Source organism: Pantoea sp. SO10, from assembly GCF_005281435.1.
GTDB classification, from domain to species: Bacteria; Pseudomonadota; Gammaproteobacteria; order Enterobacterales; family Enterobacteriaceae; genus Pantoea; species Pantoea leporis.
The window spans coordinates 62,359-80,125 of the sequence record NZ_CP040095.1 but is presented as its reverse complement, the minus strand read 5'-3'; the positions used below and the strand labels follow the sequence as shown (position 1 = coordinate 80,125).

16 protein-coding genes are annotated in these 17,767 nt (G+C 57.9%); 13 read left to right on the top strand and 3 right to left on the bottom strand.

What is annotated here, in order from left to right; genetic code table 11:
* The first annotated feature begins 83 nt into the window (after window positions 1-83).
* The gene (locus FCN45_RS00380; RefSeq protein WP_110867873.1) at window positions 84-860 is read left to right on the top strand and encodes a DeoR/GlpR family DNA-binding transcription regulator; all 777 of its coding nucleotides are present in this window, start codon (window positions 84-86) and stop codon (window positions 858-860) included.
* Here FCN45_RS00380 and fdhD read toward each other — a convergent pair.
* Window positions 857-1,648, bottom strand: coding sequence for a formate dehydrogenase accessory sulfurtransferase FdhD (gene fdhD / locus FCN45_RS00375; protein WP_233501805.1), 792 nt, complete (start codon window positions 1,646-1,648; stop codon window positions 857-859). The two genes, FCN45_RS00380 and fdhD, sit on opposite strands and share 4 nt — an antisense overlap.
* Window positions 1,649-1,819: 171 nt before the next feature.
* Between fdhD and fdnG the strand changes: the two genes are divergently transcribed.
* From fdnG to FCN45_RS00330, 9 genes are all read left to right on the top strand, one after another.
* Window positions 1,820-4,867, top strand: a complete 3,048-nt coding sequence (fdnG, locus tag FCN45_RS00370) for a formate dehydrogenase-N subunit alpha (RefSeq protein WP_137384865.1) — start codon at window positions 1,820-1,822, stop codon at window positions 4,865-4,867.
* 11 nt (window positions 4,868-4,878) lie between these two features.
* Window positions 4,879-5,778: a formate dehydrogenase subunit beta gene (fdxH, locus tag FCN45_RS00365; RefSeq protein WP_101763836.1), complete on the top strand. Its 900-nt coding sequence runs from the start codon at window positions 4,879-4,881 to the stop codon at window positions 5,776-5,778.
* Window positions 5,778-6,419, top strand: coding sequence for a formate dehydrogenase cytochrome b556 subunit (gene fdoI, locus FCN45_RS00360; RefSeq protein ID WP_101763837.1), 642 nt, complete (start codon window positions 5,778-5,780; stop codon window positions 6,417-6,419). Before fdxH ends, fdoI begins: the two co-directional genes overlap by 1 nt.
* The gene (gene fdhE / locus FCN45_RS00355; protein ID WP_137384864.1) at window positions 6,419-7,345 is read left to right on the top strand and encodes a formate dehydrogenase accessory protein FdhE; all 927 of its coding nucleotides are present in this window, start codon (window positions 6,419-6,421) and stop codon (window positions 7,343-7,345) included. Before fdoI ends, fdhE begins: the two co-directional genes overlap by 1 nt.
* 117 nt (window positions 7,346-7,462) lie before the next feature.
* A complete protein-coding gene (locus tag FCN45_RS00350; protein ID WP_137384863.1) occupies window positions 7,463-8,074 on the top strand; it encodes a glutathione S-transferase in 612 nt (203 codons plus the stop codon).
* An 8-nt stretch (window positions 8,075-8,082) separates the two neighbouring features.
* Complete coding sequence (gene selA / locus FCN45_RS00345; protein WP_137384862.1) at window positions 8,083-9,462, top strand: L-seryl-tRNA(Sec) selenium transferase; 1,380 nt, start codon at window positions 8,083-8,085, stop codon at window positions 9,460-9,462.
* A complete protein-coding gene (gene selB, locus FCN45_RS00340) occupies window positions 9,459-11,312 on the top strand; it encodes a selenocysteine-specific translation elongation factor (RefSeq protein ID WP_137384861.1) in 1,854 nt (617 codons plus the stop codon). The genes selA and selB overlap by 4 nt, the downstream gene beginning before the upstream one ends.
* 111 nt (window positions 11,313-11,423) lie before the next feature.
* Window positions 11,424-11,711, top strand: a complete 288-nt coding sequence (locus FCN45_RS00335; protein ID WP_137386832.1) for a type II toxin-antitoxin system ParD family antitoxin — start codon at window positions 11,424-11,426, stop codon at window positions 11,709-11,711.
* The gene (locus tag FCN45_RS00330; protein ID WP_246862543.1) at window positions 11,695-11,982 is read left to right on the top strand and encodes a type II toxin-antitoxin system RelE/ParE family toxin; all 288 of its coding nucleotides are present in this window, start codon (window positions 11,695-11,697) and stop codon (window positions 11,980-11,982) included. The genes FCN45_RS00335 and FCN45_RS00330 overlap by 17 nt, the downstream gene beginning before the upstream one ends.
* A gap of 63 nt (window positions 11,983-12,045) precedes the next feature.
* Here FCN45_RS00330 and glyS read toward each other — a convergent pair whose 3' ends face one another.
* Together glyS and glyQ are read right to left on the bottom strand one after the other, a co-directional pair.
* Entirely contained in the window at window positions 12,046-14,115 is a 2,070-nt protein-coding gene (gene glyS / locus FCN45_RS00325) for a glycine--tRNA ligase subunit beta (protein ID WP_137384859.1), read from the bottom strand.
* A gap of 9 nt (window positions 14,116-14,124) precedes the next feature.
* Window positions 14,125-15,036, bottom strand: coding sequence for a glycine--tRNA ligase subunit alpha (glyQ, locus tag FCN45_RS00320; protein WP_008105242.1), 912 nt, complete (start codon window positions 15,034-15,036; stop codon window positions 14,125-14,127).
* A gap of 347 nt (window positions 15,037-15,383) precedes the next feature.
* Between glyQ and FCN45_RS00315 the strand changes: the two genes are divergently transcribed.
* The 3 genes from FCN45_RS00315 to FCN45_RS00305 all read left to right on the top strand — a co-directional run bounded on the left by FCN45_RS00315 (window position 15,384) and on the right by FCN45_RS00305 (window position 17,760).
* Window positions 15,384-15,776 carry a RidA family protein gene (locus tag FCN45_RS00315; protein ID WP_101763844.1) on the top strand — a complete coding sequence of 131 codons (393 nt, stop codon included), beginning with the start codon at window positions 15,384-15,386 and terminating at the stop codon, window positions 15,774-15,776.
* Window positions 15,776-16,747: a D-2-hydroxyacid dehydrogenase gene (locus FCN45_RS00310; RefSeq protein WP_137384858.1), complete on the top strand. Its 972-nt coding sequence runs from the start codon at window positions 15,776-15,778 to the stop codon at window positions 16,745-16,747. The genes FCN45_RS00315 and FCN45_RS00310 overlap by 1 nt, the downstream gene beginning before the upstream one ends.
* A 116-nt stretch (window positions 16,748-16,863) precedes the next feature.
* Complete coding sequence (locus FCN45_RS00305) at window positions 16,864-17,760, top strand: transporter substrate-binding domain-containing protein (protein ID WP_137384857.1); 897 nt, start codon at window positions 16,864-16,866, stop codon at window positions 17,758-17,760.
* Window positions 17,761-17,767 lie beyond the last annotated feature (7 nt).

Here is a 17,767-nt window from a genome sequence, read left to right as displayed (position 1 = left end):
ACAAATACAACCAAATACACATGACGGCGCAATGACACTCAGGTAAGCTTAGGCCCAGGTTGAACACGCCACAGGGAAAAGTCATGCTGCAGGAAACCCGCTTACACCGCATTCGCGCGCTGCTGACCACGCAACATCAGCTCAGCACCGAACGCATCATCAATGAGCTTGGCATCTCGCGCGAAACCGCGCGGCGCGACATTATTGAGCTGGAAGCGCAGGGATTGGCGCGGCGGGTGCATGGCGGTTTGGTCGCCGTCGATAGCCAGCCAGAGCCGCCGCTGCAGGTGCGCCGTAACGCGCAGGCGAAAGAGAAACGCGCAATTGCGGTTGCTGCCGCGCAACATCTCCAGCCCGGCCAAACGCTGTTCCTTGATGCCGGCACCACCACCACCATGCTGGCCGAACAACTGCGCACCATGTCGGGTTTAACCATCATCACTAACAGCCTGCAGGCCGCGCTGGCGCTGAGCGCAGCGGAAGAGCATGAGACGCTGAATAATCAGGTGATTTTAATTGGCGGCATGATGATGGCAGGCGCACAGCAAACGCGCGGGGAGATGACGATTGGGGAAATTTATCGTTATCGCGCCGATGTGGCGCTGCTTTCGCCGGTCGGCATCGATGCGAAAAACGGTGCCAGCAGTTTTCATCCCCACGAAGCGGCGATTGCCCGCGCCATGGTGCAGCAGGCGAACCGCACCATTTTACTGGCAGATCACAGCAAACTCGGCGTGATGAGCCGCACCGTTTATGCTCCGGTTGCGGAAATCGATCTGCTGATCTGCGACAGCGGCGCGGCAAAACCCGGCGCGCTGACGGCGCTGCAACAGGCGCTGCCGCAGGTGCAGGTGGTTTAACGCAGCCGCTGCGGATGGCTGTAAACCGTGGCGCGGCCCGGTTTACTAAAGCCGACTAGCGTGAGATTGCAGCGTTCGGCCACCTCAACGGCGAGCTGTGTCGCAGCCGACACCGCGAACAGAATCTCCACGCCGCACATGGCGGATTTCTGCACCATCTCATAGCTGGCGCGACTGGAAACCAGCACCGCGCCCTGCTGCCACGGCTGCTGGCTGCGATTCCCCAGCAGTTTATCCAGCGCCACATGGCGACCGACATCTTCATACCCGCCCTGCAATTCGCCTTGCGGTGACATCCACGCCGCCGCGTGCGTGCAGCCGGTGAGGTTGCCGATCGGCTGGTAGTCGCGCAGCTGCGCCAGGCCTTTATCCAGATTGGCTAAATCAAAGGTTTGGCTGAACGGCAGCGGCTGTAATGGCTTACCGATTTGATCAAGTTGCTCCACGCCACACACGCCGCAGCCGGTACGGCCAGCCATGGCGCGGCGCTGCTCTTTCAGCGCCATAAAGCGGCGGCTGGAGAGTTCAATCTGTACTTCAATGCCATTACAGCCCGGAACCACATCGATACCGTAGATTTCATCCGGGCGCGCAATAATGCCTTCCGAGAGCGAGAAACCTATCGCAAAAGCTTCCAAATCATTGGGTGTCGCCATCATCACAACGTGCGAAATGCCGTTATAGACCAGCGCCACCGGTACTTCCTGCGCCAGCCAGTCTGTTTCCGCAAGGCTGATATCACGCCGCTGATGCACCTGCGCCTGCACCGCTCCTGAGATCTTATTCACATTAATGTGACTTTCCTGCTCATTCTCTGTCACTTTTTTCGCCTCACATAACAACCTTACTAAAGTAGTGGTAATATTAGGTCGCTATTGCCGCAATATTCGTCGGGTTATTGTGACGCCCGATTCACTGCTCTGCAAAAGTAAAAATCATTCATGTTGAAAGGATAATCCATGAACGTCAGCCGAAGAAAATTCTTCAAGGTCTGTGCTGGCGGTATGGCAGGGACAACGGCAGCGCTGCTTGGCTTTGCGCCAGAGGTAGCGCTGGCGGAAACGCGACAGTATAAACTGCTGCGCGCACGCGAAACCCGTAACACCTGCACTTACTGCTCAGTTGGCTGTGGCTTGTTAATGTACAGCCTCGGTGACGGCGCGAAAAACGCCAAAGAGACCATTTTCCACATCGAAGGGGATCCGGATCATCCGGTGAGCCGCGGCGCATTGTGCCCGAAAGGCGCAGGCCTGCTCGACTTCATCCACAGTGAAAGTCGCCTGCAATACCCGGAATACCGCGCGCCAGGCTCCGATAAATGGCAGCGCATTAGCTGGGACGATGCCTTTGATCGCATCGCGAAGCTGATGAAAGCCGACCGCGACGCTAACTTCGTGGCGCAAAACGCTGCGGGCGTGACGGTAAACCGTTGGCTCTCCACCGGCATGCTGTGTGCTTCCGCATCCAGCAACGAAACCGGCTACTTAACCCAGAAATTTACCCGATCGCTCGGCATGTTAGCGGTCGACAACCAGGCACGCGTTTGACACGGACCAACGGTAGCAAGTCTTGCTCCAACATTTGGTCGCGGTGCGATGACCAATCACTGGGTCGACATCCGTAATGCCAATCTGATCGTTGTGATGGGCGGGAACGCCGCTGAAGCGCATCCTGTGGGATTCCGCTGGGCGATGGAAGCCAAGATTCACAACAAAGCCAAACTGATTGTTATCGATCCGCGCTTCACGCGTACGGCATCGGTAGCCGATTTCTATACGCCGATTCGTTCGGGTACCGACATCACTTTCCTGTCGGGCGTCCTGCTGTGGCTGATACAAAACGACAAAATCCAGCATGAATATGTGCAGGCGTACACCAATGCCAGCCTGATCGTGCGCGAGGATTATCATTTTGAAGATGGCCTGTTCAGCGGCTACGACGAAGAGAATCGCAAATACGACAAAACCAGCTGGAACTACGAGCTGGACGCCGACGGCTTCGCCAAACGCGACACCACGCTCACGCATCCGCGCTGCGTATGGAACCTGCTGAAGCAGCACGTCAGCCGTTACACGCCAGAAATTGTTGAACGCATCTGCGGCACGCCAAAAGCGGACTTCCTGCACGTGTGTGAACTGATTGGCGAAACCAGCGCGCGCGATCGCACCACCTCGTTCCTGTATGCGCTCGGCTGGACGCAGCACTCGGTCGGTGCGCAGAACATCCGCACCATGGCGATGATTCAGCTGCTGCTCGGCAACATGGGCATGATTGGCGGCGGCATCAATGCGCTGCGCGGCCACTCGAATATTCAGGGGCTGACCGATCTCGGTTTGCTGTCGCAAAGTTTGCCGGGTTACATGACTTTGCCGTCGGAAAAACACACCGATCTGCAGAGTTATCTTGCTGCCAACACGCCGAAAGCGCTGCTGCCGGGCCAGGTAAACTACTGGAGCAACTACCCGAAATTCTTTGTCAGCCAGATGAAAGCCTTCTTTGGTGACAAAGCCCAGGCGGAAAACAGCTGGGGCTTCGACTGGTTGCCGAAGTGGGATAAAGGTTACGACGTGCTGCAGTACTTCGAGATGATGTCGCAAGGCAAGGTCAATGGCTATCTGTGCCAGGGCTTCAACCCGGTGGCATCGTTCCCGAACAAGCGCAAAGTGATTGATTCACTGTCGAAGCTGAAGTTCCTTGTCACCATCGACCCGCTCAACACCGAAACTGCCACCTTCTGGGAGAATCACGACGAGTTTAACGATGTTGATCCGTCAAAAATTCAGACCGAAGTGTTCCGTTTGCCCTCCACCTGCTTCGCCGAAGAGAACGGTTCAATCGTTAACTCCGGCCGCTGGCTGCAGTGGCACTGGAAAGGTCAGGATGCACCGGGCGAAGCGCTGAATGACGGCGAGATTCTTTCCGGCATCTATTCACGCCTGCGCAAAATGTATGCCAGTGAAGGCGGTGCATTGCCTGAGCAAGTGCTGAACATGAGCTGGAACTACCTGACGCCAGAAAATCCGGCGCCGGAAGAAGTGGCGATGGAGAACAACGGCAAAGCGCTGGCGGATGTATACGATGACAAAGGCACGCTGCTGGTGAAAAAAGGCCAACAGCTCAGTACCTTTGCCCATCTGAAAGATGACGGCAGCACCAGCAGCGGCTGCTGGATTTTCGCCGGCAGCTGGACGCCGGACGGCAACCAGATGGCACGCCGCGACAACACCGATCCTACCGGCTTGGGCAACACGCTGAACTGGAGCTGGGCGTGGCCGCTCAACCGCCGCATTCTCTACAACCGCGCCTCGGCTGACCCGCAAGGCAATCCGTGGGATCCGAAACGTCAGATCCTGAAGTGGGATGGCAGCAAATGGGGCGGCATGGATGTGCCGGACTACAGCGCCGCCGCGCCAGGCAGCGATGTCGGGCCGTTCATCATGCAGCCGGAAGGCATGGGCCGCCTGTTTGCGCTCGATAAAATGGCCGAAGGTCCGTTCCCGGAACACTACGAGCCGTTTGAAACGCCAATCGGCACCAACCCGCTGCATCCGAACGTGGTATCCAACCCGGCGGCGCGCGTGTTCAAGGACGATTTGGCGTCGATGGGCCAGGCGGAGCAGTTCCCGTATGTCGGCACCACTTATCGCCTCACCGAGCATTTCCATTACTGGACCAAACACGCGCGGCTCAATGCCATCGCGCAGCCGGAACAGTTTATTGAAATCGGCGAGAAGCTGGCCAACAAGCTCGGCATCGCGCAGGGCGACACGGTGAAAGTGAGCTCCAATCGCGGCTACATCAAAGCCAAAGCGGTGGTCACTAAGCGCATCCGTCCACTCAACGTCGACGGCAAAATCGTCGATACCATCGGCATTCCGATTCACTGGGGTTATCAGGGCGTGGCGAAAAAAGGCTTTATCGCTAATACCCTGACGCCGTTTGTCGGTGATGCCAACACGCAGACGCCAGAATTTAAAGCGTTCCTGGTCAACGTCGAGAAGGTGTAAGGAGAACGAATATGGCTTATCAATCTCAAGACATTATCCGCCGCTCCGCCACCAATGGACTCACGCCTGCCCCGCAGGCACGTAACCATCAGCAGGAAGTGGCGAAACTGATCGACGTGACCACCTGCATCGGCTGCAAAGCGTGTCAGGTGGCGTGCTCGGAGTGGAACGATATCCGCGATGAAGTGGGACATAACGTTGGGGTGTACGACAATCCCGCCGATTTGACCGCCAAATCCTGGACGGTGATGCGCTTCTCAGAAGTGGAGGAGAACGGCAAGTTAGAGTGGCTGATCCGCAAGGATGGCTGCATGCACTGCGCCGATCCCGGCTGCCTGAAAGCCTGCCCATCTGAAGGCGCGATTATTCAGTACGCCAACGGCATCGTCGATTTTCAGTCAGAACAGTGCATTGGCTGCGGCTACTGCATTGCGGGCTGTCCGTTCGATGTGCCGCGTCTGAATAAAGAGGACAACCGCGTGTATAAATGCACGCTGTGCGTCGATCGTGTCAATGTCGGTCAGGAACCGGCGTGCGTGAAAACCTGCCCGACCGGCGCGATTCACTTCGGCAGCAAAAGCGATATGCAGGCGCTGGCCGGTGAACGCGTGGCCGAGCTCAACACGCGCGGCTATGCCAACGCCGGCTTGTACGATCCGGAAGGCGTCGGCGGTACGCACGTGATGTACGTGCTGCACCACGCCAACAAACCGCAGCTCTATCACGGTTTGCCGGATAATCCGAGCATCAGCCCGGCGGTAACGTTCTGGAAAGGGATCTGGAAACCGCTGGCGGCGATCGGTTTTGCCGCCACCTTCGCCGCCTCAGTATTCCACTACGTTGGCGTAGGGCCAAACCGCGTGGAAGAGGATGAGGACGAGAACCTGCACGAAAAAGAGGAGCGCGAATAATGAAAAAACGCGATCGTCTGGTGCGCTACAGCGCACCGGAACGCATCAATCACTGGATTGTGGCGTTCTGTTTTGTGCTCGCCGCGCTGAGCGGACTGGGTTTCTTTTTCCCGTCGTTTAACTGGCTGATGCACGTGCTCGGCACGCCGCAGTTGGCGCGTATCCTGCATCCGTTTGTTGGCACGGTGATGTTTGCCGCCTTTATCATCATGTTCTTACGCTATTGGAAACATAATCTGATCAATCGCGAAGACCTGGTTTGGGCGAAAAACATCCACAAAATCGTGCAAAACGAAGAGGTCGGCGATACCGGCAAATACAACTTCGGGCAGAAGTGTGTGTTCTGGGCTGCTATCATCAGCTTAGTCTTGCTGCTGGTGAGCGGAATTGTTATCTGGCGCCCGTACTTTGCCGGTGCCTTTACTATTCCGCTGATTCGCATCGCGCTAGTGGTGCATTCGGTCTCAGCTGTGGCGCTGATCGTGGTGATTATGGTGCACATTTACGCCGCCTTGTGGGTAAAAGGCACCATTACCGCCATGGTTGAGGGCTGGGTTCCGGCCGCGTGGGCGAAGAAACATCACCCACGCTGGTATCGCGAGCAGCGCCAACGCCAAACACAACAGGAAAAACGTCCCTGATGAGTATTCGCATCATCCCGCAGGACCAGCTGGAGAAAAGCGAAAAGCATACGGCGGAGCAAGTTCCGCCGTTACTTTTCCCCCGGCTGAAAAATCTGTATAGCCGCCGTGCGGCACGTTTGCGCGACCTGGCCGCGAAGAATCCGCTGGGTGATTACCTGCGCTTTGCCGCGGTGATCGCCGAGGCGCAGGAGATCGTGCTGTATGACCATCCGCTGCAGCTCGATCTGCAGCAGCGGCTGACGCAGAGCGCCGAGCAGGGCAAACCGCCGCTCGATATCCACACCTATCCGCGCGATGCGCACTGGCAGCGTTTGCTGCATTCGCTGATCGCCGAGCTGAAGCCAGAGATGAGCGGCCAGGCACTGGCGGTGCTGGAGAATCTGGAAAAATCCTCCACTAGCGAACTGGAAAATCTGGCACATGCGCTGCTGGAAGGCGATTTCGCACAGGTGAGCAGCGATAAATCGCCGTTCATCTGGGCGGCGTTGTCGATTTACTGGGCGCAGATGGCGGCATTAATTCCCGGTAAAGCGCGCGCCGAATACGGTGAGCATCGCCAGTTCTGCCCGGTATGCGCCAGCGTGCCGGTCACCAGCGTGGTGCACATGAGCGTGGGTCAGCAAGGGCTGCGCTATCTGCACTGCAATCTGTGCGAAAGCGAATGGTATGTGGTGCGCAGCAAGTGCTCCAACTGTGAACAAACCGGCGATCTGCATTACTGGTCGCTGGACAGCGAAAAAGCGGCGGTGAAAGCAGAGAGCTGCGGCGATTGCGGCACCTACCTGAAGATGTTGTATCAGGAGAAGGATCCCGCCGTGGAGCCGGTGGCCGATGATTTGGCCTCGCTGGTGCTGGATGCCCGCATGGAGCAGGAAGGATTCGCCCGCAGCAGTCTGAATCCGTTTATGTTCCCCGGCGATTAGCTTTTCCCATGTTTCTGCGGTCCGCAGCGGCGCGATTTATCGCGCATTGTGCCAGCGCTGCGCCAGGGATATGTGCGGTTTGTTATCGCGTATTTTCATTCAACACGGAGGCGCACGATGAAACTGATTGGCAGCTACACCAGCCCTTTTGTCCGCAAAATATCAGTGATATTGCTGGAAAAAGGCCTGGTTTTCGAATTCGTTAATCACTCTCCGTGGATCGATGACAGCGATGTACCGCAGTACAATCCGCTGGGCAAAGTACCGGCGCTGATTGACGACAACCAGCTCACCTGGTTCGACTCTTCGATCATCGCGCAAGTCATTGAACTGCGCGGCGATGCGCCTGCGCTGCTGCCCGATGATGCGCTGCACGCGTTGCACATCCGTCAGCTGGAAAAACTGGCCGACGGCATTAACGATGCGGCGGTGATGATCGTGCGCGAGCAGATGCGTCCCGGCGATCAGCAATCTGAAGAGGTGCTGCTGCGCAACCGTGACAAAATCCAACGCGGCCTCGATGCGCTAGAAACTGCCGCCGCACGAGGCGAATGGCTCAATAGCGGCACGATCAATCTGGCCGATATCGCCACCGGCTGCATGATTGGTTACCTCAACTTCCGCCGCGTGCTGCCAAACTGGTGCGTAAATCGCCCGGCGCTGGTGAAGCTGGCCGAAAACCTGTTTGCGCGCGAAAGCTTTGCCCGCACCGTTCCGCCCTCTCTGTAAGTCACCCGATGAAAACCCTGTACAGCCAATTACCTGCTATCGACAGCCTGCTGCGCGATCCCGCGCTGCAGCCGCTGCTTGCCGATCACGGAACCGCCTTCGCTACGCGCCAGCTGCGCAGCATGCAGCAGGAAGCGCGCGACCACATTCAGCAGCACCAAACCTTGCCAGAGTGGCACCTGAACTGGCCGGATGAAGCGCTGCGCCGTATCCAGCAACAGCAGCAAAGTGCGCTGCGTCCGGTGTTCAATCTCACCGGCACCGTGCTGCACACCAATCTTGGCCGCGCACAGCTGAGCGATCGCGCTATCGACGCGGTGGTGAATTGCCTGCGTCAGCCGGTCACGCTGGAATACGCGCTGGATGAAGCGGCGCGTGGCCACCGCGATCGTGCGGTTAGCGCGCTGCTGTGCGAGTTAACCGGCGCGGAAGCGGCCTGTATCGTTAACAACAATGCCGCCGCCGTGTTATTGATGCTGGCCGCGTTAGCGCCGGGGTGCGAAGTGATTGTCTCGCGCGGCGAGCTGGTGGAAATTGGCGGCGCCTTCCGCATTCCTGACGTGATGCGCCAGGCGGGCTGCAAACTGGTGGAAGTGGGCACCACCAACCGCACGCACCTGAAAGATTATCGCGCCGCCATCGCGGAAAACAGCGGCCTGCTGATGAAGGTGCACACCAGCAATTATCAGATTCAGGGCTTTACCCATGCGGTAACGGAAGCAGAGCTGGTTGAGCTGGGTGACGCTTATCAATTGCCGGTGATCACCGACCTTGGCAGCGGATCGCTGCTCGATATGACCGAATTTGGTCTGCCGGCTGAACCGATGCCGCAGCAGCTGATCGCCGCAGGCGTCAGTCTGGTAAGTTTCTCCGGCGACAAACTGCTCGGCGGTCCGCAGGCGGGGATTATCGTCGGCAAGCAGACGCTGATTGATCAGCTCCAGTCGCATCCGCTGAAACGCGCGCTGCGCGTCGACAAAATGACGCTCGCGGCGCTGGAAGCCACGCTACAGCTCTATCGTCAGCCGGAAACGCTGCGCGAAGCCCTGCCGACGCTGCGGCTGCTCACCCGTCCAGCGCAGGATATTCAGCAACAAGCTGAACGATTACTGCCCGCGTTACAACAGATTTATGGAGATGACTTTTCGCTGGCGATTGCGCCCTGTTCATCCCAAATCGGCAGCGGATCGCTACCAGTTGAACGTATTCCCAGTTTCGCTATCACCTTTGCGCCGAGCGATGGGCGCGGTAGCCAGCTCGTCAATCTGTCACAGCGCTGGCGCAGCTTAGCGCGCCCGGTGATTGGCCGCGTTCAGGAAGGCAAACTGTGGCTGGATCTGCGCTGCCTTGATGATGAAAGCGCGCTGATTCAGGCTTTAGCGTCATGATTATTGCCACCGCTGGACACGTCGATCACGGCAAAACCGCGCTGTTAAGGGCATTGACCGGCGTGGATGCCGATCGCCTGCCGGAAGAGAAACGGCGCGGCATGACCATCGATCTCGGCTACGCGTACTGGCCGCAGCCGGATGGTCGCGTGCTCGGCTTTATTGATGTGCCGGGCCACGAGAAATTTCTCGCCAATATGCTGGCGGGCATTGGCGGCATTCATCATGCGCTGCTGGTGGTGGCCTGCGACGATGGCGTGATGCCGCAAACCCGCGAACATTTGCAATTGCTGAGCCTGGCCGGACAGCCGCCGCTCAGCGTCGCGCTAACCAAAGCCGATCGCGTGGACGAAGCGCGCATCGCGGAAGTCCAGCGGCAGGTGGCGCAGCTCACGCAGCAACTCGGCTGGCCGGCGGTGCCGCAATTTGTCACCAGCAGCCACACCCAGCAAGGCATCGACGCGCTGCGCCAGCATCTCAGCACGCTGGCGGAACCGGCCTTCGACTCTCGTTACCGTTTCCGTCTCGCTATTGATCGCGCCTTCACGCTGAAAGGCAGCGGATTGGTGGTCACCGGCACCGCGCTGTCGGGCGAAGTGAACGTCGGCGATACTCTTTGGCTTAGCAGCCTGAATCTGCCGCTGCGCGTGCGCGCGCTGCATGCGCAGAACCAATCGGTGACGCGCGCGCAAGCCGGTGAACGTATCGCATTGAATATCGTCGGCGATGTGGAAAAAGCGCAGATCGCGCGCGGCGACTGGCTGCTGTCACAGGCCAGAGCGGAAGGCACCTCGCGCTTAACCGTGGCGCTGCGCTTGCTGCAGCCGCTGAAGAGCGCGTCGCAGCCGATTCATCTCCACCACGCCGCCAGCCACGTCACTGGACGCATTACGCTGCTGGCGGATGATGTCGCGGAACTGGTGCTGAACCAACCGCTGTGGCTGGCCGAGAATGATCGGCTGATTATCCGCGACAGCAACGCACAGCACACGCTGGGCGGCGCGCGCGTGCTGCTGCTCAACAGTAAAAAGCGCGGCAAACGTCAGGCGGAGTATCTTGCCTGGCTGCAGCAGCTGGCCGCCGCACAAGATGATGACGCCAGCCTGCATGCGCATCTGGCCTATCAACCGACAGAACGGCGTGACCTGGCGTGGGCGCGCCAGCTTACCGAGCCCGCGCTGGATGCACTGATCGAGCATGCAGCGCCGGTGCAGCTTGATAACGCGCTAATGAGTGCCGCGCAGGCAGCACAATGGCGGCAAAAGCTGCTGGAATCACTGGCGCATTTTCATCAGCAGCATCCCGAGGTGCCGGGCATCGGCCACGATCGTTTGCGTCGTGTGGCAATGCCGCATCAGCCTGCGGAATGGGTGTTAGCGCTGATTGATCAACTGCTGGCGCAAGGTCAGCTACAACAGCGACAAGGCTGGCTGCATCTGCCCGACTTCGAACCGCGCTTTAATCCGCAGGAAGAAGCTCTTTGGCAGCAGATCGGCCCGCTGTTTGGCGATCAGCCGCTGTGGGTGCGCGATATCGCGCTGGCGCTGCAGCAGGATGAACAGGCGATTCGCTCGCTGCTGCTCACTGCTGCCCGGCTCGGACATATCACCGCGATCGTACGCGATCGCTACTACCGCAGCGACCAGATCCAGATCTTCGCCGATCTGATTCGGAGCCGTGCCGCGCAAGAGGGCAGCACCAGCGCCGCCGACTTCCGCAACCAGCTTGGCACCGGGCGCAAAGTGGCGATACAGATTCTGGAATTCTTCGACCGCAGCGGCTTCACCCGCCGCCGTGGTAACGATCATCTGTTGCGCGACGACCGCCTGTTTCCCGCCTCATCTGCCTAAAATCTCTCGCGTTGCCTCGCAGTTCAGCCTGTAACTGCGCTGCAACGCACATTCCCTGTTGCGCAAAAAAGTGACAGAATGTAAGAAATACTCTTACACGGGATGACGATGATGGCACGTACCATGACGATCGATTTAGGCGATGAACTGCGCGAATTTGTTGAATCTCTGGTTGAATCCGGCGACTACCGTACGCAAAGCGAAGTGGTGCGCGACTCGCTACGCTTGCTACGTGAGAAGCAGGCGGAATCAAAGCTGGAGAATTTAAAAAAACTGATTCAACAAGGGCTGGATAGTGGCGTAGCTGAAGACTGGGACATAGACGTTTTTCTTAACAGAATGAGAGCCAGGGTAGGCATTGATGAAAAGGATGATCAAGATAATGAAGGAAGCCGATGAAGATTTAGAGTCGATCTGGTTTTACGGCTATTGGAACTTCGGCAGCAAAAAAGCGAAGCAATATGTGCTCATGCTGCATCAACGTTTTAGTCAGCTGGCCACAAATGAGTTAGGCCGTAAGCGCGCAGAGTTGGGCAAAAATGTATTTGCACTACCGCACCGGGAACATGTCATTTATTACCGCTCGGAAGTTGAAAAGGTATTTATTGTGCGTGTGCTACATCATTCGCAAGACGTCTTAGTTCATTTTACTCAGCTTCACTGGCTTTAAAAAAAGGGACGATCTCTCGTCCCCTTTGTTTCGTAGCATCGCCATTCATGGCGACCACGCCAATTACTGCAGCAGCGAAATATCCGCCACCTGCAGGAACAGCTGGCGCAGCTGTGCCAGCAGCGTCAGACGGTTAATACGCACCGCCTGATCGTCAGCGTTCACCATCACTTTATCGAAGAAGTTATCTACCGCTTCACGCAGCTGCGCCAGTTCAACCAGCGCATCCTGATAGCGACCTTCTGCAAAGTACGGCTGCAGCTTGTCGCCGAGCGCGGTCACGAAGGTCGCCAGTTGGATCTCTTCGTTCTCTTTCAGCAGGGAAGCCTGCACGCTGTCGTTCAGGGTTTCGGTCGATTTCGCCAGGATGTTCGACACACGTTTGTTGGCAGCAGCCAGCGTGGCGGCCGCTTCCAGCGTACGGAAGTGCGAAACCGCCTTCATGCGCGCATCGAAATCAGCCGGACGGGTTGGACGACGCGCCAGCACCGCCTGAATGGTGTCAACGCTGTGGCCCTCTTCCTGATACCAGGTACGGAAACGGCCCAGCATAAAGTCGATCACTTCATCGACCACTTTGGCGTTGCTCAGCTTGCTGCCGTACAAACGCACCGCTTCTTCGGTCAGCGTTTGCAGATCGAGCGGCAGATTTTTCTCCACGATGATACGCAGCACGCCCAGCGCAGCACGGCGCAGTGCGAACGGATCTTTGTCGCCTTTCGGATGCTGACCGATACCGAAGATACCCGCGAGGGTGTCCATTTTGTCGGCAATCGCCACGGCGCAGGCCACAGGATTTGACGGCAGATCGTCACCGGCAAAGCGCGGCTGATACTGCTCATTCAGCGCTACCGCCACATCTTCCGCTTCGCCATCGTGGCGCGCGTAGTGCATGCCCATCACGCCCTGCGTGTCGGTGAACTCGAAGACCATGTTGGTCATCAGGTCACATTTCGACAGCAAGCCCGCGCGGGTAGCGTGATTCACATCAGCGCCAATCTGCGCGGCAATCCAGCCAGCCAGCGCCTGAATGCGATCGGTTTTATCACGCAGCGTACCCAGCTCTTTCTGGAACAGTACGGTTTCCAGACGCGGCAGATTATCTTCCAGACGCTTTTTGCGGTCGGTGTTGAAGAAGAACTCGGCATCCGCCAGACGCGGGCGCACCACCTTCTCGTTACCGGCGATGATCTGCTGTGGATCTTTGGATTCGATGTTGGTGACGAAGATGAAATTCGGCAGCAGCTTGCCCGCCGCGTCGTACACCGGGAAGTACTTCTGGTCACCTTTCATGGTGTAAACCAGCGCTTCAGCTGGCACCGCGAGGAACTTCTCTTCGAATTTCGCCGTCAGCACCACCGGCCACTCCACCAGCGAGGTCACTTCTTCCAGCAGGCTTTCGCTCAGATCGGCGATGCCGCCAATTTTCTGCGCTGCCGCTTCCGCATCCGCTTTGATTTTGGCTTTACGCGCCGCGTAATCCGCCACCACTTTACCGCGCTCCAGCAGCAGCTGCGGATATTGATCGGCGTTGTCGATGATGAATTCTGGCTCGCCCATAAAGCGATGGCCGCGAATCACGCGATCGGATTTAATACCGAGAATCTTCGCGGGAATCAGCTCGTCACCCAGCAGCAGCGTAACGGTGTGCACCGGACGCACAAACTGCACGTCGCTCGCGCCCCAGCGCATCAGCTTAGGAATTGGCAGCTTGCTCAGCGCGGTAGCCACCATAGCGGGCAGCAGCGCCTGCGCGCTTTCGCCGGTGATGGCAGCGCGATGCACCAGCCATTCACCTTTATCCGTGCTCAGACGTTCGGCCTGCGCCACAGTGATGCCGTTACCACGCGCCCAACCTTCGGCCGCTTTGGTGGCGTTGCCATCGGCATCAAACGCGGCGGCGATAGCCGGGCCACGTTTTTCAACTTCGCGATCCGGCTGCGCGGCAGCCAGCTGGGCCACTTTCAGCGCCAGACGGCGCGGAGCAGCAAACCAGCTCACTTCGCCGTGCGCCAGACCGGCGCTATCAAGTTCAGCAGTGAAATGCGCAGCAAAGGCTTCCGCCAGACTGCGCAGCGCTTTCGGAGGCAACTCTTCGGTGCCAATTTCCACCAGGAAAGTTTTATCGGTCATGGCTGCCTCTTACTTGTTTTTATTGCACATCGGGAAGCCAAGCGCCTCACGGGACGCATAATAGGCTTCCGCCACGGCTTTCGTCAGGGTGCGGATACGCAGGATATAGCGCTGGCGTTCGGTAACCGAAATCGCTTTGCGGGCATCCAGCAGGTTAAAGCTGTGCGCCGCTTTCAGAATGCGCTCGTAAGCCGGCAGCGGCAGCGGTTTTTCCAGCGCCAGCAGCTGCTGCGCTTCTTTCTCATACTGCTCGAAGCAGGTGAAAAGGAAGTCAACATCTGCGTATTCGAAGTTATAGGTCGACTGCTCCACTTCGTTCTGATGGAACACTTCGCCGTAGGTGGTTTTACCGAACGGACCGTCGCTCCACACCAGATCGTAAACGCTGTCTACGCCCTGAATGTACATCGCCAGGCGCTCTAAGCCGTAAGTGATCTCGCCGGTTACTGGCTTACACTCGAGGCCGCCAACCTGCTGGAAGTAAGTGAACTGCGTCACTTCCATGCCGTTCAGCCACACTTCCCAACCGAGTCCCCACGCGCCCAGCGTTGGGTTTTCCCAGTTGTCTTCGACAAAGCGAATGTCGTGGATGGTGGGATCCATACCCAGCTCTTTCAGCGACCCAAGGTACAGCTCCTGAAGGTTGTCCGGGTTGGGCTTAATCACCACCTGGAACTGGTAATAGTGCTGTAAACGGTTCGGGTTTTCACCGTAACGTCCATCGGTCGGACGACGAGATGGCTGCACGTAAGCGGTCGCCATCGGCTCTGGGCCTAAGGCACGCAGACAGGTCATCGGGTGTGAGGTGCCGGCGCCCACTTCCATGTCCAACGGTTGGACAATGGTGCAGCCTTGGCGCGCCCAGTAATCCTGCAAGGTCAGGATCAGGCCCTGAAAGGTCTTGGTATCAAACTTTTGCATGTTGAATTCGCACGCGATACGGATCGGTTAAAAAAAGAGTGCGCCAGTATACCCTTTGACCGCGGATTGTGCAGCCGGAAATCCAGGCCAGTGCGCAGGCGATTACGGCAAGGTTTAACGGGCAAAAACAGAACAATAAGAAAATCGTATACGATTCACACTCATCGCGAGCACTCGTCATAAAATTTTCATTAAAATATTACATATCAGATGCTTGGTCGATGTATCAGCAAATCCTATTACGTGATGAATATCACCTTTTTGACCCAATGGTTAAAAATCGCGCGTTGACACTCGTATAATCGTATACGAAATTGCGGTGAAACAGTTTTGCTTGAGATTTCACCATGAAGATTGCGTTGAGTTATCCCGGCATGAACGCCAGCGACCGCCCAATGGGGCCTGCGCCGCTCTCCGCCGCCGTGCTGCATGAACCGATGTTGTTCATTTCCGGCCAGGTGGCGATTGATCCCTACAGCGGCGAGATTATGGGCAACGACATCGCCAGCCAGACGCGTCAGGTGTTGAAAAACGTCGGCGATCTGCTGAGCGAAGCGAATATGACCTTCGACAACGTGGTCCGCGTCACTGTTTACCTGACCGATCTCAGCACGTTCAGCGCGATGAATGCCGCTTACAGTGAATTCTTCCGGTTCCCCTTCCCGGCGCGCGCCACCGTGGGCATTCAACTCAACCATCCTGACCTGCTGGTCGAGATGGAAGTGACGGCGATGCGCTGATGCATATTCACATCGAGAACGACGCCAGCGCACCGCGCGCACTCCATCTCTCTGTCGAGCAGCTGCAACTGCAACTCGACGCGCATCCGCCGTTGCGCAGCCACTTCACGCTGAGCGAAAACCGCGATCCGGCGCAGACCGCCGACTTTCTCGCCCGCTGCGACATTCTGTGGAGCGGACGTAAGCTGGCGCTCGATCAGTTCAGCACGCCGCGTCTGGGTTGGGTGCAGGTGATGTCCGCTGGCGTTGAGCAGTGGCTGGCGCACTGGCCGCAAGGCGTGACGCTCACCAATGCTTCTGGCGTACACGGCGATAAAGGTGCCGAGTTCATTTTGATGGCGGCGCTGATGTTCAACTTCGGCATTCCCGGTTTTCTGCAGGATCAGGCGCAGCGTGTGTGGCGTCCGACCTTTGGCGGCTGCGCACGCGGCAAAACCGTGCTGCTGCTGGGCGTGGGCGGCATTGGCGCCGCGGCGGCAAGTCTGCTGACGGCACAAGGCTATCGCGTGATTGGCGTGACGCGCAGCGGCCAGTGCGATGCCAACGTGGCTCGCTGCATCCGCATTGATGCGCTAGACGAGGTGTTGCCGCAGGTGGATGTGGTGGTATCGACGCTGCCGCTGACGCCACAAACCCGCAATCTGTTCGATCGCCGCCGTCTCAATCTGCTGCCCGCATGCGCTGGCATCGTGATTGTTGGCCGCGCTGATGTATTTGATTACAGCGCGATGCGCGAAAAACTCAACGTAGGCGAACTGGCCGGCGCGGTGCTGGATGTCTATCCGCAAGAGCCGCTACCGGCCGACGACCCGCTGTGGCACACACCCGGCGTGGTGATGACACCGCACTGCAGCCTTGACGATCACAGCGCCTACCTCGCCGGTTGCCTTGACGTGTTTATCGATAACCTGGCGCGCTTCCGCCACGGACAACCGCTGCGTAATCAGGTTGATCCGGCACGAGGTTATTAACCCCCGATATTTCCGTAGGGCCGCCATTCATGGCGACCACCTAAAAAAGCACCAAAGACGTTCATAAATCACAAGGTCATCGCTTTCTCATTCACCAGCATCAGGGGAACCTTATTATGAAATTTGCACGCACTGCTTTATTAATCTCTGGTCTCAGCGGCAGCTTACTGGCGGGCATCTCCAGCGCTCACGCAGCCAGCACCGATCCCATCACACCTGCCGCCAGCGACTTCGCGGCGATGGCGCAGTGCAAAGCACTGCAAACCAAATATCCCTCGCTGAAAGGCAAAGATCTGGTCGTCGGCCTCGGCGGCTACACCAAAGGCTTTGAAGCGCCATCGGAAAAAGACCCCAGCATCATTGAAGGTCTCGATCCTTCCCTGTTCGATCGCATCAGCAGCTGCCTCGGCGCGAAACACAGTTACCAAAGTGGCTCGTTCAACGTGCTGCTCACCTCGATCGCCAGCGGACGCGCGGATATCGGTCCGATGCTGTACGTCACCGAAGAACGCATGAAGCAGATCGCCTTCGTCGCCTCAATGCAGGTGCAGGATGGTTCGGTGCTGGCACAGGGCAATCCGAAGAAAATCAACAGCGTCGATGATCTGTGCGGCAAAACCGTCGCCGCCGCTGCGGGTTCGTACGAAGCCAACAAACTGGTGCCGGAACAAAGCGCCAAATGCAGCGACGCCGGTAAGCCCGAAGTCAGCATGTTGATGGTGCAGAACACCGACAACAGCATTCAGGCAGTGAAAAGCGGTCGCGCGGACGTCTATCTGACCGAAGCCGGTTCCGCCGTTGCTATCGCCAAAGCGGACAAATCGCTGCAAAGCGGTTTCACCGTGGATCTGCCGATCATGGTGGGCTTCCCGATCGCCAAAGACAACGCCACGCTGCGCGCGGCGGTGCTGGACGCGATGAAGGTGATTCAGGCGAGCGGTGCACAGAAAAAACTGCTGGATTACTGGGGCCAGGGCAGCGCTGCCGAGCGTCCAGTGGTTGCGCGTGGTTAATGCATAA